This is a genomic window from Kitasatospora sp. NPDC001603, from assembly GCF_040298365.1.
Lineage (GTDB): Bacteria > Actinomycetota > Actinomycetes > Streptomycetales > Streptomycetaceae > Kitasatospora.
Genome location: NZ_JBEPAA010000003.1, coordinates 220,767 through 239,301, shown reverse-complemented (window position 1 = coordinate 239,301; position 18,535 = coordinate 220,767). Strand labels below are relative to the sequence as shown.

Genomic DNA, 18,535 nt, shown 5'->3' with positions numbered 1-18,535 from the left:
GGTCACTTACCCCCGTTGCCGGTGCCGTCGCCGGCGTTGCCGGCCGCCTTGCCGCCGGTCTCGTCGTACAGGCCGAAGTACTCGGCCGCGGTGTGCATGTCCTTGTCGCCGCGCCCGGAGAGCGAGACCAGGATGGTGGCCTCCGGTCCGAGCTCGCGGCCCAGCTCCAGGGCGCCGGCCAGCGCGTGGGCGCTCTCGATGGCCGGGATGATGCCCTCGGTGCGGGACAGCAGCCGCAGGGCCTGCATGGCGGCGTCGTCGGTGACCGGGCGGTACTCGGCCCGGCCGGTGTCCTTCAGCCAGGCGTGCTCCGGGCCGACGCCCGGGTAGTCCAGACCGGCCGAGATGGAGTGCGACTCGATGGTCTGGCCGTCCTCGTCCTGCAGCACGTAGGTGCGCGAGCCGTGCAGGACCCCGGGGTCGCCCTTGGTGAGGGTGGCGGCGTGCTTCGGGGTCTCGGCGCCCTCGCCGGCCGCCTCGCAGCCGATCAGGCGCACCCCGGCGTCCGGGATGAACTCGTGGAAGATGCCCATCGCGTTGGAGCCGCCGCCGACGCAGGCGACCACGGCGTCCGGCAGCCGTCCGGTCCGCTCCAGCACCTGCTCGCGGGCCTCGACGCCGATGACCCGGTGGAAGTCGCGGACCATCATCGGGAACGGGTGCGGGCCGGCCACCGTGCCGAACAGGTAGTGGGTGGAGTCCACGTTGGCGACCCAGTCGCGGAACGCCTCGTTGATGGCGTCCTTGAGGGTGCGGCTGCCGGACGTCACGGACACCACCTCGGCGCCGAGCATCCGCATCCGCGCCACGTTCAGCGCCTGGCGCTGGGTGTCGACCTCGCCCATGTAGATGGTGCAGTCGAAGCCGAACAGCGCGCAGGCGGTGGCGGTGGCCACGCCGTGCTGGCCGGCGCCGGTCTCGGCGATGATCCGGGTCTTGCCCATCCGGCGGGTCAGCAGGGCCTGGCCCAGCACGTTGTTGATCTTGTGCGAGCCGGTGTGGTTGAGGTCCTCGCGCTTGAGCAGGACGCGCGCGCCGCCCGCCTCGGCGGAGAAGCGGTGCACATCGGTCAGCGGGGAGGGGCGGCCGGTGTAGTCCTTCAGCAGCCCGTCCAGCTCGGCCGCGAAGGCCGGGTCGGCCTTGGCCTTCTCGTACTCGTCGGCGACCTGTTCGACGGCGGCGACCAGCGCCTCCGGGATGAAACGGCCCCCGTAGGCGCCGAAGTAACCGCGGGCGTCCGGCACCTCGGCGCCGGGCAGGTAGTCCTTCTCGGACATGGTGGAGTCCTTCTCGCAGATGACGGCAGTGACGTCGGAACGGCCTAGCGGCCGTGCGTCCTGCGCCATCGGCGGCCCTGCACCTGCCCGGGCTCGCAGCCGATCACGTAGCGCACCCGCCTGCCCAGCACCCGGCGTGCGGGCGCGCGGCAGCCGCGCGGGCGGCAACCGGGAGCGAGACGGGAGGCGAGTTTCATGGCGGCGGGGTCAGTCCTTGTGCCGCAGGGCGGGGTGCGCACCGGCGGCGACCAGGTCGGCCACCGCGGCGCGCGGGTCCCGGCCGGTCACCAGGGTCTCGCCGACCAGCACCGCGTCGGCGCCCAGGTTGGCGTAGGAGATGACGTCCAGCGGGCCGCGCACACCGGACTCGGCGATCTTGACCACGTGGGACGGGATCGCGTGCACGATGTTGCCGAAGGTGTTGCGGTCCACCTCAAGGGTCTTGAGGTTGCGGGCGTTCACGCCGATGATCTTCGCACCGGCGTCCACCGCGCGGGCGATCTCCTCCTCGTCGTGCACCTCGACCAGCGGGGTGAGGCCGATCGACTCGGCACGCTCGATCAGCGACACCAGGGCCGGCTGGTCGAGCGCGGCGACGATCAGCAGCGCGAGGTCGGCGCCGTGCGCGCGGGCCTCCCAGAGCTGGTAGGCGGTGACGATGAAGTCCTTGCGCAGCAGCGGGGTGTCCACCGCGGCGCGGACGGCGTCCAGGTCCGCCAGCGAGCCGCCGAAGCGGCGCTGCTCGGTCAGCACGCTGATCGCCGCGGCACCGCCCGCCGCGTAGTCGGTCGCCAGGGCGGCCGGATCGGCGATGGCGGCCAGCGCTCCCTTGGACGGGCTGGAGCGCTTGACCTCGCAGATCACCCGCACCCCGTCGCCCTTGAGGGCGGCGACGCCGTCCTTGGCGTCCGGGGCCTTGGCGGCGAGCTCCTTGAGCTGGTCCAGTGAGACCTCGGCCTGCCGCTCGGCGAGGTCCTCGCGGACCCCTTCGATGATCGTGTCGAGCACACTCACGCGAGCGCCCCCATCAGTTCTGCTAGTTCTGCTAGCGAGGAGCCGGACGGCCAATGGGCCCGCCGGCCCTTCGATGGTATCGGCACCGGGGAGCGCGAGGCGCATCCACCCGGCGCGCGTCTCGCGGAACGGACGCCCCCCGGCATGCCTCCCGACACGCCTCCCAACTGCGGCTTCACACCGTCCACACCGCGCCGGGGTCAGATCAGCGGCGGCGCCAGCCCCACGCCCACCGACAGGTTGCGCACCACCGTGAACACCAGGACCAGCAGCGCGACCAGCGCCCAGCGGCGGGCGCCCAGCGCGACCCGGGGCGCCGGTCCCCCGGTCAGCGCCGCCCACACCCAGCGCACCCAGAGCAGCGCCAGCACCGCGAAGAGCAGCACCGCGGCCGCGTTGTCGTGCAGCGCGCCGCTGAGGTCGCCGTGGGCAAGGGCGTGGACGCAGCGCAGGCCGCCGCAGCCCGGGCACCACCAGCCGGTGGCCGCCAGGAACGGGCAGGTCGGGTAGTGGCCGGGGGCGTTCGGGTCGACCACCGCGAGGTACACGGTGGGGACGGCCGCCGCGGCCAGGGCGGCCAGCGGCGGACCGAGCCGGCGCAGGACGGACGGCCGGGCGGAGACGAGGGGGGCGGCGTTCACGCCCACGATTGTGCCGGTACGACGCGCCCGCCGGGGGCACGAAACGGCCTCCGGCGGCGAAACGTTCCAGCCGGGACGACGAAACGGCGGGCGTGGCGCCCGCCGTTCGGTACCGCGCGGGGCTTCGTCAGGCGGCGGCGACGACGGCGGCGGCCGCGGCGCGGTCCTCCACGGTCTCGACGTGCGGGCTGGGCTGCTTGCCCATGCCGGCCATCGACATGGCCTTGCCGATCACGCCGCCCAGCACGACGACCGCCAGGCCGCCCCAGACGACCGGCACCGACGGGAGGATCATCGCCACGCCCGCGATCGCGAAGCCGACGAAGGAGATGGTCACGCCGGTCCAGGCGGCGGGGTTGTGGCCGTGTGCTGCTGCCGACATCTGCGGTGCTCCTTGGTTCTCCGGGGCCCGGCCGGGCCCCGGCGGGCCCTTGGCGGGTTGACGGTTCCATTGTGCCGGGCCACACACCGTCGACCCAAAGGGGGTGCTCGTCTATCGGGTCACATCGGGGGCGGGGCCGGGTCAGCCCGCGGTCGGGTCCTCGCCGCGGTCCAGCGCCTTCCAGAGGTCCGCCGGCGTCTCGGCCGCCTTCGCCGGCGCCGTCCGGGTGGGGGCGTCGTAGCGGCTGCCCATGGCCGGCCAGCTCCGCCCGTACCGGACGACCAGCAGCCCGGCCAGGGCCAGCAGCAGCCCGCCGACCAGGGCCACCCAGGGCCAGCCGGTGTGGCCGACCTCGGTGGCGGTGGTGCCGGAGAGCGCCAGCTTGCGGGCCGCCTCGCCGTCCAGGGCGGCGCTGTCGCCCGCCCCCGCGGCCGCGGTCGCCGCCGCGCCGAGGCCGGCCAGCAGGGTGAGCAGGCCGACGGCGATCCGGCCGGCGCCGCGCACCGCGAACACCGCCAGCGCCGCCGCCATCGCCACCAGGGCCAGCCCGCCGGGCAGTTCGGAGATCCGGCTGCCGGTGACGGACACCTCCAGGGTGCCGGCCACGCCGTCGGCCCAGACCCGGCCGACGGCGGTCAGCACCAGCACCGCGCCCAGCACGGTCAGCAGCAGCATCAGGCCGAGCGAGCGGCGCCCGGACCTGGCGGGGGCGGCGGATACGGCTTCGGCACGCGACTGGGTAGGAACGCTCACCCGTCCACTATCCCCCGGCCGCCGCCCGGCTCCGCACCCGGGGTCGGCGACTCGACCGGAAAGTCGTCGGTCCGCAGCACCAGGGTCCGCCCCGCCAGCGGCAGGAACAGGTCGTTGCCGAACGGCACCCGCTCCGCCTCCCGGTACGTCCCGGCCGGCTGCGGCGCGCTGTACACCGTGCAGACCGCCTCCGCCGGGTCCACCAGCACGTACAGCGGGATCCCGCACTCCGCGTAGAAGCGGTGCTTGCGCACGAAGTCCTCGTCCTGCTGACCGCGCGGGACGGCCTCCAGCACCGCCTCCAGGTCGCGCCAGCCGTACCGGCCCCCGGCCCCGGGGCGCGCGCCCGGGGCGACCAGGGCCACGTCCGGCGCGTAGCCGTACCGCGCGGACGGGAAGTCCACGACGGCCTGGGCCAGCACCGTGCCGAGCCCGGCCGACTGCTCCCCGGCCTGCGCGGCGACGGCCCGCGCGATCGCCGCCGAGGCGGCCGTGCGCGGCGTCATGGTGACCTTCCCGGCGGTGATCTCCACCCGGTGGCCGGGCGGCAGCCGGGTGCCCGCCAGGACGTCCCAGGCCGATCCGGTGGGCTGCCGGTCGTCCGACATCGTGGCCTCCTCGCTGCTGGGCGTCGCTAGAGCGTCGGCGTGCGCAGGGTGTTGGCGGTCGCCACGGCGCGCAGGACGGCGGCGGCCTTGTTGCGGCACTCGGTGTCCTCGCCGTGCGGGTCCGAGTCGGCGACCACGCCCGCGCCCGCCTGCACGTAGGCGGTGCCGTCGCGCAGGACCGCGGTGCGGATCGCGATCGCGGTGTCGGAGTCCCCGGCGAAGTCCAGGTAGCCGACGCAGCCGCCGTACAGGCCCCGGCGGGTGGGCTCCAGCTCCTCGATGATGCGCATCGCGCGCGGCTTCGGCGCGCCGGAGAGCGTCCCGGCCGGGAAGCAGGCGGTCAGCACGTCGAACGCGGTCCGGCCGGGCGCCACCCGCCCGGTGACCGTCGAGACGATGTGCATGACGTGGCTGTACCGCTCGATCTGCATGAAGTCGACCACCTCGACGCTGCCCGGCTCGCAGACCCGCCCGAGGTCGTTGCGGCCGAGGTCGACCAGCATCAGGTGCTCGGCCCGCTCCTTGGGGTCGGCGAGCAGCTCGGCGGCCAGCTCGGCGTCCTCGTGCGGGGTGGCGCCGCGGTGCCGGGTGCCGGCGATCGGGTGCAGCATCGCCTCGCCCTCGGTGACCTTGACCAGCGCCTCGGGGCTGGAGCCGACCACGTCGAAGCCGCCCTCGGCGGCGCCGTCCGGACCGGGGAAGCGGAACAGGTACATGTAGGGGCTGGGGTTGGTGGTGCGCAGCACCCGGTAGACGTCCAGCGCGGAGGCCGGGCAGGGCGCCTCGAACCGCTGCGAGGGCACCACCTGGAAGGCCTCGCCGGCCCGGATCCGCTCCTTGATCTCCTCCACGGCCGCCCGGTACGGCGCGCCGCCGAACGGCGAGCGGACCTCCCCGGGGCCGGCCGGGGTGAAGGTGGCGAGGCCGGGGTCGACCGGCTTCAGCAGGTCGGCCTCCATCGCGTCGAGGCGGGCCACCGCGTCCGCGTAGGCCTCGTCGACGCCGCTGGCCAGGTCGTTGTGGTTGACCGCGTTGGCGATCAGCAGCACCGTGCCGTCGGCGTGGTCGAGCACGGCGAGGTCGGTGGCGAGCAGCATGGTCAGCTCGGGGAGCCGCAGGTCGTCCGGGTTGAGGTCGGGCAGCTTCTCCAGCCGGCGGACGACGTCGTAGCCGAGGTAGCCGACCAGGCCGCCGGTCAGCGGGGGCAGGCCGTCGTCGGTGCGGCGCGGGGTGTGCAGCGCCTCCAGCGCGGCGCGCAGCACCTGGAGCGGGTCGCCGGTGGTGGGGATGCCGACCGGCGGGGCACCGAGCCAGCGGGCGTTGCCGTCGGCGCCGGCGGTCAGCGTGGCGGCGCTGCGCACGCCCACGAAGGAGTAGCGGGACCAGCTGCGGCCCTGTTCCGCGGACTCCAGCAGGAAGGTGCCGGGGCGCTCGCCGGCGAGGCTGCGGTAGAGACCGATCGGGGTGAGGCCGTCCGCGAGGAGCCTGCGGGTGACCGGGATGACCCGGGTGTCGACGGCGAGCTTGCGGAAGGCTTCGAGGTCCATGGCGGGCGGCACCTTCTGGTCGTGGTGGGCTGGGGGATCAGGCGAGCGGGAGCACGTCGGCGTCGAAGCAGGTGCGGTCGCCGGTGTGGCAGGCCGCGCCGCTCTGGTCGACCTTGACGAGCAGGGTGTCGCCGTCGCAGTCCAGCGCCACCGAGACGACCCGCTGGACGTGGCCCGAGGTGTCGCCCTTGACCCAGTACTCCCGGCGGCTGCGGCTCCAGTAGGTGCAGCGGCCGGTGGTGAGGGTGCGGTGCAGCGCCTCGTCGTCCATCCACCCCAGCATCAGCACCTCGCCGGTGTCGTACTGCTGCGCGACGGCCGGGAGCAGGCCGTCGTCGGTGCGCTTGAGCCGGGCGGCGATCTCGGGGGCCAGGGCGGTGGAGCCGGGGGCGGCGGGTGTGGTGGACATGGGGCCATTGTGTCAGCCCGGCCCCGGCCGCCGGGCCGCCGTCCGGATCGCGGCCCGGCCCGCGCGGCGGCGGGCCCGGCCCGCCCCCGGCCGCGGCTCAGGCGGGCCGCTCGCAGCCCTGCGGCCAGATCCGGTGGACGAACAGCCCGGCCCGCCGGGCCAGTTCGGCGACGTGGGCGGGCTCGCTGCCGGGCTCGCCGTCCCAGACCGCGATCACCTCGTCGACCATGCCGACCAGGGCGCGGGCGGTGTCGTCGCCGAGGCCGCCGTGCTCGACGGCGGCGAGCCGGTGGACGGCGCCGGCCTCGTTCATCAGCCGCAGCCGGGTGCCCCGGTGCCGGTCCTCGGCGCGGCCCACCGGCGCCGCCCCGGCGGGGACGATCACCTCCAGCTTGCCGCCGTGGTCCAGCACGGACCGGGCGAACCAGCTCTCCGGGCCCTCGCCGGCGCAGGTGACGCCGACCAGGTCGTAGGAGCCGAAGGTGGTGACGAGGTTCCAGAGGTCCCCGCGGACCAGCATCTCGGTGATGCCACCCGACAGGCCGTGGTGACCGGTGATTCCGACGCGCATCCGAAACTCCTGGGATCGTGTCGTGCCGGGGCGAGCCTAACCGACCCCCGTCCGCCGCCGGGCTCCGCTCGGCCGCACCGGACCGGTCTGCTCGTACGAGTTGTGCCAACCGCCTGTCACCGGGCCCCGGGGTGGGCCATTCTCGTGGCCATGACCTCCGAGCACCTCCCCGCAGCCGCCTCCCGTCCGTCGCGGGGCCTGGTCCTCGCCGTCTCGGCGGTGCTGGCCGTCCTGCTCGCGGTGGTGGCCACCGTGCTGCTCTGGCCCGAGAAGAAGCCCGTCGCGCCGGCGCCGCCGCCCGCTCCCAGCACGGCCCCCCCGACGCCCACGCCCACCCCGCCCCCCACCCCGACACCGACCAGGACGGTGCCGTACACCTTCCTCCCGGTGGGCTCCTGCTTCGACCACCCGCAGCTGAACAAGACGGTCACCAAGCCGGAGGCCCGCCCCTGCGAGGGCGAGCACGACGGCGAGGCGATCGCCGACCTGCTGCTGCCGGACGGGCTGACCGGCGACAGCCAGATCGGCAAGGCGATGCGGGAGGGCTGCCAGCCGGCGCAGGCCGCCGCCGAAGCCCGCCAGGGCGGCGGCGGCCCCTACTACGGGTACCCGTTCGGTCCGTCCATGACCTACTACCAGCAGGGCTGGCGGGACTTCACCTGCACCCTGACGGCGAGCAACCGCCCGGGCGGCGTCCGGCTCTCCGGACACCTGCGCTGACGGCCGGGCCCGGGGCCGGGCCCCTAGGCTGTCCGCATGTCGAACCACGCCCTCGCCGAGCGCCACCGGCTGGCCGGACTCCTCGCCGCCGCCGGACCGGACGCCCCCACCCTCTGCGCCGGGTGGACCACCCGCGACCTCGCCGCCCACCTGGTCCTGCGCGAGCACCGGCCGGACGCCGCGGCCGGCATCCGGATCGGCCCGCTGGCCGGCTGGACCGAGCGGGTGCGCACCGGCTACGCCGAGCGCCCGTACGAGGAGTTGCTGCGGACGTTCCGCGCCGGCCCGCCGCTGCTCTCCCCCTTCGCGCTGCCCGGCGCCGACGAGGCGGCGAACACGGTGGAGTACTTCGTGCACGCCGAGGACGTCCTGCGGGCGGGCGACCCCTGGCAGGCGCGGCCGGTGCCGCCCGGGCGGGCCGAGGCGCTCTGGCGCCGCCTGCCGCTGCTCGCCCGGCTGGAGGGCCGCCGCTCCCCCGTCCGGCTGGAGCTGTGCCACCCGGACGGGCGGAGCCTGACGGCCGGCCCCGCGGGGGCGCCGACGGTGCAGATCACCGGCGAGCCGGGCGAGCTGGTGCTGTTCGTCCACGGCCGGGGCGCCCGCACCGAGCTGTCGGTGGACGGCCCGCCGGACGCGCTCGCCGCGCTGCACCACCTGTTCCCGCTGCCGGCGGCCCGGGGGTAGGGCCCGGGCGGGCGGCCGCGGGGACGTGCCCGCGGCCGCCCCGGCTGCGGATGTCAGTGGCGGGGTGCAGACTCGCAACGGGCCGGGAAGAGGCGCGGCCGCGCCTCCGGAACGCCGCCCGGCCGTCTTTCCGTCGAAGGAGCACCACCTCATGCTCACCACCGACTTTCCCACCGGCTCGCCCTGCTGGATCGACCTCGGCAGTCCGGACCCGGCCGCGGCCGCCGCTTTCTACGGCGCGGTGTTCGGCTGGACGTTCCAGGACCTCGGCCCGGAGACGGGCGGCTACGGCTTCCTGCAGGCCGACGGCAAGACCGTGGGCGCGATCGGGCCGCTCACCGAGGAGGGTGCGAAGTCCGCCTGGACGACGTACTTCAAGACCGCGGACGCGGACGCCACCGCCAAGGCCGTCGAGCAGGCCGGCGGCACCGTCCGGGCCGCGCCGTTCGACGTCATGGACGCCGGGCGGATGGCCCAGCTGACCGACCCGCAGGGCGCGCGGTTCGCGATCTGGCAGGCCGGCACCACCAAGGGCCTGGACGCGGTGTCCGCGGACAACGCGCTGGTCTGGGCCGAGCTGCACACCACCGACACGGAGGCCGGATTCGGCTTCTACGAGAAGGTCTTCGGCTGGCGCAACGAGAAGTTCCCGGCCCCGGGGATGACGTACCTGGTGCTCTCCCCCGCCGAGGGCGACCTGCGGGCCACCAGCTTCGGCGGCGTCGCCCCGGTGATGGGCGAGGGGCAGCCGCCGTCCTGGACGCCGTACTTCGCCACCGAGACGGTGGACGAGCTGGTGCGCCGTGCCCAGTCGGCCGGCGGCACGGTGCTGATGCCCGCCGAGGACGTCCCGGAGGTCGGCCGGATCGCCTGGCTGGCGGACCCGTTCGGCGCGCCGTTCGCCCTGATCAAGGGCGAACCGCGGCAGGACTCCTGAGCGGAGCCGCCCGGGCCGGCCGCGCACGCGGGCGGCCCGGGCGGCGCGGCCTCAGCGGACGGGGTGCCCGGCCGCCCGCAGCGCGTCCTTGACCTCGCCGATCCGCAGGTCGCCGAAGTGGAAGACGCTGGCGGCCAGGACGGCGTCCGCGCCGGCCTCCACCGCCGGGGCGAAGTCGGCGAGCTTGCCGGCGCCGCCGGAGGCGATCACCGGGACGGCCACGGTCTTGCGGACGGCCCGGACCAGCTCCAGGTCGTAGCCGTCCTTGGTGCCGTCCGCGTCCATCGAGTTGAGCAGGATCTCGCCCGCGCCCAGCTCGGCCGCGCGGCCCGCCCACTCGACGGCGTCCAGGCCGGTGCCGCGCCGCCCGCCGTGCGTGGTGACCTCGAAGCCCGAGGCGGTCTCGGTGCCCTCGGGGCAGCGCCGGGCGTCCACCGACAGCACCAGCACCTGCCGGCCGAAGCGCCGGGCGATCTCCCGGACCAGCTCCGGGCGGGCGATGGCCGCGGTGTTGACGCCCACCTTGTCCGCCCCGGCCCGCAGCAGCCTGTCGACGTCGTCGACGGCCCGGATGCCGCCGCCGACGGTGAGCGGGATGAAGACCTGCTCGGCGGTGCGGCGGACCACGTCGTAGGTGGTCTCGCGGTCGCCGGAGGAGGCGGTGATGTCGAGGAAGGTCAGCTCGTCGGCACCCTCGGCGTCGTAGAGCTTGGCCATCTCGACCGGGTCACCGGCGTCGCGCAGGTTCTGGAAGTTGACGCCCTTCACCACCCGGCCGGCGTCGACGTCCAGGCAGGGGATGACACGTACGGCGAGGGTCACGGCTGTTGGCCTTCCAGAGTGCGTGCGAGCCCGGCGCGGTAGGCGTCGAGTTCGACCTCGACCATCATCCGGGAGTCGATCAGGCCGTCGACCACCACCATGGTGGCCGCCGGGCGGGCGGCGTCGAAGAGCGCGCGGTGGGCGCGGCCCACCTCGTCGGCGTCGCGGGAGTGGGTGATGTACATCCGGGTACGGACCACGTCGTCCGTCGTCAGGCCGTACGCGGCCAGGGCCTTGAGGCCCACGCCGAACGCGGCGAGGGTCTGCAGGTACGGGTCGCCCTCGTGCTCGATCTTCCCGTCCACCCAGGCGGTGGAGCCGGCCACGTGCACGTGGTCCCCCGCGGCGACCGCCCGCGAGTAGCCGAACTCGTCCTCCTTGGGGGAGAACCCGGCCACCCGACCGCGTACGACCTGACGTTCCGTCATCCTGAAACCGCCTCCAGGGCCTCTTCGAGGGTGAACTTCTGCTCGTAGAGTGCCTTGCCCACGATGGCTCCCTCGACACCCTCGCCGACGAGAGTGGCGATGGCGCGCAGGTCGTCCAGCGAGGAGACGCCGCCGGAGGCGACCACCGGCTTGTCGGTGGCGGCGCAGACGTCGCGCAGCAGCCGCAGGTTGGGGCCGGTCAGGGTGCCGTCCCGGTTGACGTCGGTGACCACGTAGCGGGCGCAGCCCTCGGCGTCCAGGCGGGCCAGCACGTCGAAGAGCTGGCCGCCGTCGCGGGTCCAGCCGCGGCCGCGCAGGGTGGTGCCGACCACGTCCAGGCCGACGGCGATCTTGTCGCCGTGCTCGGCGATGACCTTGGCGACCCACTCGGGGCTCTCCAGGGCGGCGGTGCCCAGGTTGACCCGGGTGCAGCCGGTGGCGAGGGCCGCGGCCAGCGACTCGTCGTCGCGGATGCCGCCGGACAGCTCGACCTTGATGTCCAGCGCGGCGGTCACCTCACGGAGCAGGTCGCGGTTGCTGCCGGTGCCGAACGCGGCGTCCAGGTCGACCAGGTGGAGCCACTCGGCGCCGGCGTTCTGCCAGGCGAGGGCGGCGGCGAGCGGCTCGCCGAAGGAGGTCTCGGTGCCGGAGGCTCCCTTGACCAGGCGGACGGCCTGGCCGTCCCGGACGTCGACGGCGGGGAGCAGTTCGAGGCGGCTCATGATGGTGGCAACTCTCAGATCGTCAGAGGGTGTTGACCCAGTTGGTCAGGAGGGCGGCGCCGGCGTCGCCGGACTTCTCGGGGTGGAACTGGGTGGCCCAGAGCGGGCCGTTCTCGACGGCCGCGACGAACGGCTGCCCGTGCGTGGCCCAGGTCACCAGCGGGGCGTGCAGCCGCGCGCTGTGGACCTCCAGCTCCCAGCGGCGCACCGCGTAGGAGTGCACGAAGTAGAAGCGGGTGTCGGCGTCCAGGCCGGCGAAGAGCCGGCTGCCCTCGGGGGCGTCGACGGTGTTCCAGCCCATGTGCGGGACGACCGGCGCGTCCAGCGGCTCGACGGTGCCCGGCCACTCGTCGCAGCCGGGCGTCTCCACGCCGTGCTCGACCCCCTTCTCGAAGAGGATCTGCATGCCGACGCAGATGCCCAGCACCGGGCGGCCGCCGGCGAGGCGGCGGCCGATGATCTGCTCGCCGCGGACGGCCTTCAGCCCGCGCATGCAGGCCTCGAAGGCCCCGACGCCGGGGACGAGCAGGCCGTCCGCGTCCATCGCGGCCTGGAAGTCCGACGTGACGGTGACGGTCGCGCCGGTGCGCTCGACGGCGCGCTGGGCCGAGCGGAGGTTGCCCGACCCGTAGTCGAGTACGACGACGTTCTTGCCCATGTTCAGGTGTCCAAGTCTCTCGGCTGTTCCGAAGCGGCTCTGTGCGGCGCCGTCCCGCGGGGCGGCGCCGGGGGCGGGTCTACAGCCGCATGAGGCCGGAGGCCAGGCAGAGCACAGAACCTATGGCGAGCACGGCGATGACGCCCTTCGGGATCTTCTGCTTCCAGAACGAGATGACGCCGCCGGCCAGGAACAGGCCGACGAAGAGGAGGACGATCGCGGACTTGCTCACAGCGCACCCTTGGTCGAGGGGAGGATGCCGACCGCGCGCGGGTCGCGCTCGGAGGCGTAGCGCAGGGCCCGGGCCAGCGCCTTGAACTGGCACTCCACGATGTGGTGCGCGTTGCGCCCGTACGGCACGTGGACGTGCAGGGCGACCTGCGCCTGGGCCACGAAGGACTCCAGGATGTGCCGGGTCATGGTGGTGTCGTAGCTGCCGATCATCGGCGCCATCGACTCCGGCTCGGTGTGCACCAGGTAGGGGCGGCCGGAGAGGTCCACCGTGACCTGGGCGAGCGACTCGTCCAGCGGCACCGTGCAGTTGCCGAACCGGTAGATGCCGACCTTGTCGCCGAGCGCCTGCTTGAAGGCGGCGCCCAGCGCGAGGGCGGTGTCCTCGATGGTGTGGTGGGTGTCGATGTGCAGGTCGCCGTCGGTCTTCACGGTGAGGTCGAAGAGGCCGTGGCGGCCGAGCTGGTCGAGCATGTGGTCGTAGAACCCGACGCCCGTGGAGATCTCGGTCCGGCCGGTGCCGTCGAGATCGATCTCGACCAGGACCGAGGTCTCCTTGGTGGTGCGTTCAACGCGTCCGATGCGGGACATGCGGGTTACAGCTCCTGACTGGCCGCGCGCGCGGAGCGCGCCGCTGCGGGGGTGGGGGCGGGCGACGGGAGGGCGGAGCGGACGGCGTCCAGGAAGGCGTCGTTCTCGGCCGGGGTGCCGGCGGTGACGCGCAGCCACCCGGGCACGCCGTTGTCCCGGACCAGGACGCCCCGGTCGAGGATCGCCTGCCAGACGGCGTGGGTGTCCGCGAAGCGGCCGAACTGGACGAAGTTGGCGTCCGACTCGGTCACCTCCAGGCCCAGCCCGCGCAGCGCGTCGACCAGCCGGTCCCGCTCGGCCTTGAGCCGGCCCACGTACCCGAGCAGGGTGTCGGTGTGCTCCAGGCAGGCCAGCGCGGTGGCCTGGGTGACGGCCGACAGGTGGTACGGCAGCCGGACCAGCTGCACCGCGTCCACCACGGCCGCGTCGGCGGCCAGGTAGCCCAGCCGCAGGCCCGCCGCGCCGAAGGCCTTGGACATGGTGCGGGTGACCACCAGGTTGGGGCGGCCCTCCAGCAGCGGCAGCAGCGAGGCGCGGTGCGAGAACTCGACGTAGGCCTCGTCCACGACCACCAGGCTGGGCCGGGCGGCCTGCGCGGCGTCGTAGAGCCGCAGCACCACGTCGGCGGCGACGGCGGTGCCGGTCGGGTTGTTGGGCGAGCAGACGAAGACGACGTTCGGCCGGTGCTCGGCGATCGCCGCGACGGCGGCGTCCACGTCGATGGTGAAGTCCGCGTCGCGCGGCCCGGAGAGCCAGCCGGTGCCGGTGCCCCGGGAGATCAGCGCGTGCATCGAGTAGGAGGGCTCGAAGCCCAGCGCCGTGCGGCCGGGGCCGCCGAAGGTCTGGAGCAGCTGCTGCAGGATCTCGTTGGAGCCGTTGGCGGCCCAGACCTGCTCGCGGGTGCGCGCGAAACCGGTCGTCGTGGTCAGGTAGGCGGCCAGGCCCTCGCGCAGCTCGACCGCGTCCCGGTCGGGGTAGCGGTTGAGGCCGCGGGCGGCCTCGGCCACCCGCTCGGCGATCCGGGCCACCAGCTCCGCGGGCAGCGGGTACGGGTTCTCGTTGGTGTTCAGCTGGACGGGGACGTCCAACTGCGGTGCTCCGTACGGGGACTGTCCGCGCAGTTCGTCACGGATGGGGAGGTCGTCGATCTTCACGAGCGGGGAACCGTCCAGTCGCTGTGCCAGTTCTGTTCGTCTCCCACGAAACGTGCCTTGACGGCGTCGCCGTGACCGGGGAGGTCCTCGGCGTCCGCGAGGTTGACGACGTGCGCGGCGATGCCGGCCAGCGCCTCCCGGTCGTACTCGACGACCTGGACGCCGCGCAGGAAGGTCTGCACGGAGAGTCCGGAGGAGTGGCAGGCGCAGCCGCCGGTCGGCAGCACGTGGTTGGAGCCGGCCGCGTAGTCGCCCAGCGAGACCGGGGTGTAGCGGCCGATGAAGATCGCGCCGGCGTTGCGGACCCGGTCGGCGACCGCGTGGGCGTCCCGGGTCTGGATCTCCAGGTGCTCGGCGGCGTAGGCGTTCACCACCGCCAGGCCCTGCGTCAGGTCGTCGACCAGGATGACGCCGGACTGCCGGCCGCCCAGCGCCTCGGCCACCCGCGCGCTGTGCTTCGTCCTGGCGACCTGCGTCTTCAGCTCGGCCTCGACCGCCTCGGCCAGCTCGGGCGAGTCGGTGACCAGCACCGAGCCGGAGGTGGGGCCGTGCTCGGCCTGGCTGATCAGGTCGGCCGCGACCTCCGCCGGGTCGGCGCTGTCGTCGGCGAGGACGGCGATCTCGGTCGGACCGGCCTCGGAGTCGATGCCGATCCGGCCCGCGAAGTACCGCTTGGCCGCAGCCACGTAGATGTTGCCCGGCCCGGTGACCATGTTGACCGGCTCGCACTCCTCGGTGCCGAGCGCGAACATGGCGACCGCCTGGGCGCCGCCGACCGCGTACACCTCGGTGACGCCGAGCAGCGCGCAGGCCGCCAGGATCGTCGGGTGCACCCGGCCGCCGAAGGCCTTCTGCGGCGGCGAGGTCACCGCGATGCCGGTCACCCCGGCCTCCTGCGCGGGCACCACGTTCATCACGACGGAGGACGGGTAGACGGCGAGGCCGCCCGGCACGTACAGGCCGACCCGGTCCACCGGCACCCAGCGCTGGGTGACCGTGCCACCCGGCACGACCTGGGTGGTGTGCCCGGTGCGGCGCTGGTCGGCGTGGACGAGGCGGGCGCGGCGGATCGACTCCTCCAGCGCGGCGCGGACCTTCGGGTCCAGCGTCTCCAGGGCCTCGGCGAGCTGCTCGGCGGGCACCCGGGTGGACTCCAGCCGCACGCCGTCGAAACGCTCGGTGATGTCGATCAGCGCCGCGACCCCGCGATGATGCACGTCCTCGGCGATCGGGCGCACCGTCTCCAGGGCGGCCGCGACGTCGAAGTCGGCACGGGGCAGCAGGTCGCGCGGGTCGTCGAGGGATCCGCGCAGGTCGATTCGAGAGATCACGCCACCCAGTGTAAGGAGTGGCCGGAACCGGCGGCCCCGCATTTCAGTCCGTGATACGAAAGGCGAGACGACCGGGGGAGACGGGGGAACGATGGCGGAGCGTGCGCCGGACGGCTGGACGCGGACCGAGCAGGGGCTCTGGGAGGCGTTCCGCCAGGGCGAGGTGTACGACCTGCGGGCCGGCGGCGCCGAACCGGCGAACGGCGCCGGCGGCCGGACCGGCACCCCGCTGGACGACCCCTTCGGCGACGCACCCTGGGGCCCCGGGCGCACCGTCCGCGCCGAGGTCCTGGCCCACCTGCTGCTGGACGGCCCGCCGGCCGCCCCCGGCCGGGTCGCCTCGCTCAAGCTGACCGGCGCCCGGGTCACCGGCCCGCTGGTGCTGGCCGGCGGCACCATCGGCCACTACGTCGAGGTGCACGACTGCCGCTTCGAGCGGAAGGTCCTGGTGTCCGAGGCCGACGCCGGCACCCTGCGCTTCGTCAGCTGCGCGATCCCCCGCCTGGAGGCCTCCCGCCTGACCACCTCCGGCGACCTGCACCTGGCCCGCTGCCGAATACCGGGCGGCGTCCGGCTCACCGACTCCCGGATCGGCACCGACCTGCTGCTCAACCAGGCCGTCCTCGGCGGCGACCGGTTCGGCCGGGCGCTGTCCGCCGACGGCCTGGCCGTCAGCCAGGACTTCGAGGCGGACCGGCTGGAGTCGCGCGGCGAGGTCAGCCTGCGCTCCGCCCGGATCGGCGGCCGGCTCTCGCTGCGCGGCGCCCAGCTGTACGCCGTCCCGGAGAACCCGAACGCCCTCAACGCCGTCCGGCTCACCGTCGGCCACACCCTGTACCTCAGCGGTTCGGCGGACGGCGGCTGGTCGTCCTCCGGCTCGTACTACGGCTCCGGCTACGGCCAGGTCGTCACGGCCGGCGTGGCCGGCACGCCGTTCCGCGCGCACGGCGCCGTCCGGCTCTCGGACAGCCGCTTCGACAACGCCTGCCTGATCTCCGACGCCGAGTTCCACCTGGGCACGGACGACGAGCTGGCGCTGCGCCGGATCCAGACCCCCGAGCTGCGCTTCACCTGCCGCACCCCGCCCACCGGCAAGGTCTCGCTCTCGCGCGCCCGGGTGGGGAACCTGGTCGACGCCCCGGACTCCTGGCCGCACGGCAGGCACCTCGGCCTCACCGGCTTCACCTACGAGTGCCTGCGCCCGGCCGCGCCCTTCAGCGTCCCGCAGCGGATCGCCTGGCTGGAGGGCTCCTCGGTGGAGTTCCAGCCCGAGTCCTACGAGCAGCTGGCCGCCGCCCTGCGCCGCGACGGCGCCGACGACGACGCCCGCGAGGTGCTGTACGCCAAGCAGCGCCGCCGCCGGCAGACCCTGCCGCTGCCGGCCCGGCTCTGGGGCCGGGTCCAGGACGTCACCGTCGGCTACGGCTTCCGCCCCGGCCGGGCCGCGCTCTGGCTGCTGCTCGCCTGGGCGCTCGGCAGCGGCTACTTCGCCGCCCACCGGCTCCAGCCGCTCAAGGCCGACGAGAGCCCGCACTGGAACCCGGTGCTGTACGCGCTCGGCCAGCTGCTGCCGGTCGTCGACCTCGGCCAGCAGGGCTGGAACCCCGGCGGGTTCAGCCAGTGGGTGGCCTCCGGGCTGGTGATCGTCGGCTGGATCCTCGCCACCACGGTCGCCGCGGGCGCGACCCGGATGCTCCAGCGCGGATAACCCGGGCGCGAGGCGGCCGTCCGGGGAACTACGCTGTCGGCCGTGACAGAACGGCTGCCGCTCTTCCCGCTGAACACCGTGCTCTACCCGGGCCTGGTGATGCCCCTGAACATCTTCGAGGAGCGTTACCGCCGTCTGGTCGCCGACCTGCTCGCCCTCCCCGAGGACCAGCCGCGGCGGTTCGGCGTGCTCGCCATCAAGGACGGCCGCGAGGTCGCGCCGGTCCGGCCCGAGGAGGGCCCGGCCGGTCCGCTGGACGGCCTGGGCACCGTCACCGGGGACCCTCTGGAGGCGCTGTACCACGTCGGCTGCGTGGCCGACGTCGCCTCGGCCCAGGAGCAGCCGGACGGCCGGTACGAGCTGCTGGTCACCGGGACCACCCGGTTCCGGCTCCGCTCGGTGGACACCGGCGGCGCGTACCTGAACGGCGAGATCGAGACGCTCGAGGAGCTGCCCGGCGAGGGCGCCGGGGCACTGGCCTCCGGCGTCGAGCGGGCGTTCCGGGCGTACCAGAAGCGGCTGGCCGGCGCCCGCGAGGCCAGCACGGTCGGCCGCCAGGAGCTGCCGGACGACCCGCAGGTGCTCTCCTACCTGGTGGCCGCGGCCTCGGTGTTCGGGACGCCGGTCAAGCAGGAGCTGCTGGCCTGCCCCGACACCGCCCGGCGGCTGACCTCCGAGCTGGAGCTGCTGCGCCGCGAGACGGCGGTGCTCAGCTGGCTGCCGTCGCTGCCCGCGGTCGATCTGACCCGGCAGTCGTTCAGTCCCAACTGACCACGCCCACTCACGCGTTCGAAGAGGTCCCGATGGCCAGGAAGCCGAAGAAGGGCGGCGGGGGAACGCCCGCCACCGTCGCCCTGGAGAACGCCGCGGTGGCGTTCACCGTGCACTCCTACCCGCACGATCCGGCCGCCGCCTCCTACGGCGGCGAGGCCGCCGAGGTGCTCGGCGTACCGCCCGAGCGGGTCTTCAAGACCCTGGTCGCCGATGTCGACGGGGTGCTCACGGTGGGCGTCGTCCCGGTCGCGGGCCGGCTGGACCTCAAGGCGCTCGCCACCGCCGTCGGCGGCAAGCGGGCCGCGATGGCGGACCCGGCGGCCGCCGAGCGCAGCAGCGGCTACGTCCTCGGCGGGATCTCCCCGCTCGGTCAGCGCCGCCCGCTGCGCACCGTGGTGGACGACAGCGCGCTCGCCCACGCCACGGTGTACGTCTCGGCCGGCCGGCGCGGGCTGGAGGTCGAGCTGGCCCCGGCCGACCTGGTCGGCGTCACCGGCGCGCTGACCGCCCCGATCGGCCGCTGACCGCCGGGGCGCACCGGGCGGGTCCGGCGAAGGCCGCCCCCGCCCGGTG

The 18,535-nt window shown here is 74.6% G+C and carries 24 protein-coding genes; 6 read left to right on the top strand and 18 right to left on the bottom strand.

Going from position 1 to position 18,535, the window contains the following annotated elements; genetic code table 11:
* Nucleotides 1-2: 2 nt before the first annotated feature.
* The 10 genes from trpB to ABT263_RS03935 form a co-directional block, all read right to left on the bottom strand.
* On the bottom strand, nucleotides 3-1,277 hold the full coding sequence (trpB, locus tag ABT263_RS03975; protein WP_329487209.1) for a tryptophan synthase subunit beta: 1,275 nt from the start codon (nucleotides 1,275-1,277) through the stop codon (nucleotides 3-5).
* 44 nt (nucleotides 1,278-1,321) lie between these two features.
* Entirely contained in the window at nucleotides 1,322-1,474 is a 153-nt protein-coding gene (gene trpM / locus ABT263_RS38845; RefSeq protein WP_380382725.1) for a tryptophan biosynthesis modulator TrpM, read from the bottom strand.
* A gap of 10 nt (nucleotides 1,475-1,484) precedes the next feature.
* Nucleotides 1,485-2,291, bottom strand: a complete 807-nt coding sequence (gene trpC / locus ABT263_RS03970) for an indole-3-glycerol phosphate synthase TrpC (RefSeq protein ID WP_329487210.1) — start codon at nucleotides 2,289-2,291, stop codon at nucleotides 1,485-1,487.
* Nucleotides 2,292-2,491: 200 nt separating this feature from the next.
* Nucleotides 2,492-2,932, bottom strand: a complete 441-nt coding sequence (locus tag ABT263_RS03965; protein WP_352287203.1) for a DUF2752 domain-containing protein — start codon at nucleotides 2,930-2,932, stop codon at nucleotides 2,492-2,494.
* Nucleotides 2,933-3,059: 127 nt separating this feature from the next.
* Nucleotides 3,060-3,314, bottom strand: coding sequence for an HGxxPAAW family protein (locus tag ABT263_RS03960; RefSeq protein WP_352287201.1), 255 nt, complete (start codon nucleotides 3,312-3,314; stop codon nucleotides 3,060-3,062).
* Between the two features lie 141 nt (nucleotides 3,315-3,455).
* Entirely contained in the window at nucleotides 3,456-4,067 is a 612-nt protein-coding gene (locus ABT263_RS03955; RefSeq protein WP_352287199.1) for a TIGR02234 family membrane protein, read from the bottom strand.
* Complete coding sequence (locus tag ABT263_RS03950; protein WP_352287196.1) at nucleotides 4,064-4,675, bottom strand: Uma2 family endonuclease; 612 nt, start codon at nucleotides 4,673-4,675, stop codon at nucleotides 4,064-4,066. Before ABT263_RS03950 ends, ABT263_RS03955 begins: the two co-directional genes overlap by 4 nt.
* Nucleotides 4,676-4,701: 26 nt before the next feature.
* Entirely contained in the window at nucleotides 4,702-6,222 is a 1,521-nt protein-coding gene (locus tag ABT263_RS03945) for an anthranilate synthase component I (RefSeq protein ID WP_329487215.1), read from the bottom strand.
* A gap of 37 nt (nucleotides 6,223-6,259) precedes the next feature.
* Nucleotides 6,260-6,631 carry a phosphoribosyl-AMP cyclohydrolase gene (gene hisI / locus ABT263_RS03940; RefSeq protein ID WP_329487216.1) on the bottom strand — a complete coding sequence of 124 codons (372 nt, stop codon included), beginning with the start codon at nucleotides 6,629-6,631 and terminating at the stop codon, nucleotides 6,260-6,262.
* Nucleotides 6,632-6,728: 97 nt separating this feature from the next.
* Nucleotides 6,729-7,202: a hypothetical protein gene (locus tag ABT263_RS03935; RefSeq protein ID WP_329487217.1), complete on the bottom strand. Its 474-nt coding sequence runs from the start codon at nucleotides 7,200-7,202 to the stop codon at nucleotides 6,729-6,731.
* A gap of 150 nt (nucleotides 7,203-7,352) precedes the next feature.
* On the opposite strand from ABT263_RS03935, the gene ABT263_RS03930 reads away from it, so the two are divergent.
* The 3 genes from ABT263_RS03930 (at nucleotide 7,353) to ABT263_RS03920 (ending at nucleotide 9,543) form a co-directional block, all read left to right on the top strand.
* Nucleotides 7,353-7,922 carry a hypothetical protein gene (locus ABT263_RS03930; protein WP_352287194.1) on the top strand — a complete coding sequence of 190 codons (570 nt, stop codon included), beginning with the start codon at nucleotides 7,353-7,355 and terminating at the stop codon, nucleotides 7,920-7,922.
* A 36-nt stretch (nucleotides 7,923-7,958) separates the two neighbouring features.
* Nucleotides 7,959-8,606: a TIGR03085 family metal-binding protein gene (locus ABT263_RS03925; protein WP_352287192.1), complete on the top strand. Its 648-nt coding sequence runs from the start codon at nucleotides 7,959-7,961 to the stop codon at nucleotides 8,604-8,606.
* Between the two features lie 151 nt (nucleotides 8,607-8,757).
* The gene (locus tag ABT263_RS03920; RefSeq protein WP_352287190.1) at nucleotides 8,758-9,543 is read left to right on the top strand and encodes a VOC family protein; all 786 of its coding nucleotides are present in this window, start codon (nucleotides 8,758-8,760) and stop codon (nucleotides 9,541-9,543) included.
* 51 nt (nucleotides 9,544-9,594) lie between these two features.
* Here ABT263_RS03920 and hisF read toward each other — a convergent pair whose 3' ends face one another.
* From hisF to hisD, 8 genes are all read right to left on the bottom strand, one after another.
* Nucleotides 9,595-10,365, bottom strand: a complete 771-nt coding sequence (gene hisF / locus ABT263_RS03915; protein WP_352287187.1) for an imidazole glycerol phosphate synthase subunit HisF — start codon at nucleotides 10,363-10,365, stop codon at nucleotides 9,595-9,597.
* Nucleotides 10,362-10,793, bottom strand: a complete 432-nt coding sequence (locus ABT263_RS03910; protein ID WP_352287185.1) for a Rid family hydrolase — start codon at nucleotides 10,791-10,793, stop codon at nucleotides 10,362-10,364. Before ABT263_RS03910 ends, hisF begins: the two co-directional genes overlap by 4 nt.
* Nucleotides 10,790-11,515: a bifunctional 1-(5-phosphoribosyl)-5-((5-phosphoribosylamino)methylideneamino)imidazole-4-carboxamide isomerase/phosphoribosylanthranilate isomerase PriA gene (priA, locus tag ABT263_RS03905; RefSeq protein ID WP_329487223.1), complete on the bottom strand. Its 726-nt coding sequence runs from the start codon at nucleotides 11,513-11,515 to the stop codon at nucleotides 10,790-10,792. Before priA ends, ABT263_RS03910 begins: the two co-directional genes overlap by 4 nt.
* 22 nt (nucleotides 11,516-11,537) lie before the next feature.
* Nucleotides 11,538-12,173: an imidazole glycerol phosphate synthase subunit HisH gene (hisH, locus tag ABT263_RS03900; protein ID WP_329487224.1), complete on the bottom strand. Its 636-nt coding sequence runs from the start codon at nucleotides 12,171-12,173 to the stop codon at nucleotides 11,538-11,540.
* Nucleotides 12,174-12,252: 79 nt separating this feature from the next.
* Nucleotides 12,253-12,405 (bottom strand): CG2302 family histidine operon protein, encoded by a 153-nt coding sequence (locus ABT263_RS03895; protein ID WP_329487225.1) that lies wholly within the window; start codon nucleotides 12,403-12,405, stop codon nucleotides 12,253-12,255.
* Nucleotides 12,402-12,995 (bottom strand): imidazoleglycerol-phosphate dehydratase HisB, encoded by a 594-nt coding sequence (gene hisB / locus ABT263_RS03890; protein ID WP_329487226.1) that lies wholly within the window; start codon nucleotides 12,993-12,995, stop codon nucleotides 12,402-12,404. Before hisB ends, ABT263_RS03895 begins: the two co-directional genes overlap by 4 nt.
* A gap of 5 nt (nucleotides 12,996-13,000) precedes the next feature.
* Complete coding sequence (locus tag ABT263_RS03885) at nucleotides 13,001-14,149, bottom strand: histidinol-phosphate transaminase (RefSeq protein WP_352287183.1); 1,149 nt, start codon at nucleotides 14,147-14,149, stop codon at nucleotides 13,001-13,003.
* Entirely contained in the window at nucleotides 14,146-15,480 is a 1,335-nt protein-coding gene (hisD, locus tag ABT263_RS03880) for a histidinol dehydrogenase (protein WP_352287180.1), read from the bottom strand. The genes ABT263_RS03885 and hisD overlap by 4 nt, the downstream gene beginning before the upstream one ends.
* A gap of 91 nt (nucleotides 15,481-15,571) precedes the next feature.
* Here hisD and ABT263_RS03875 point away from each other — a divergent pair, with 91 nt between their 5' ends.
* The 3 genes from ABT263_RS03875 to ybaK are packed head-to-tail and all read left to right on the top strand — an operon-like array spanning nucleotide 15,572 to nucleotide 18,486.
* Nucleotides 15,572-17,188 carry an oxidoreductase gene (locus tag ABT263_RS03875; protein WP_352287178.1) on the top strand — a complete coding sequence of 539 codons (1,617 nt, stop codon included), beginning with the start codon at nucleotides 15,572-15,574 and terminating at the stop codon, nucleotides 17,186-17,188.
* Between the two features lie 42 nt (nucleotides 17,189-17,230).
* Entirely contained in the window at nucleotides 17,231-17,959 is a 729-nt protein-coding gene (locus tag ABT263_RS03870; protein ID WP_329487230.1) for an LON peptidase substrate-binding domain-containing protein, read from the top strand.
* 32 nt (nucleotides 17,960-17,991) lie between these two features.
* Nucleotides 17,992-18,486 (top strand): Cys-tRNA(Pro) deacylase, encoded by a 495-nt coding sequence (gene ybaK / locus ABT263_RS03865; protein ID WP_352287176.1) that lies wholly within the window; start codon nucleotides 17,992-17,994, stop codon nucleotides 18,484-18,486.
* Nucleotides 18,487-18,535 lie beyond the last annotated feature (49 nt).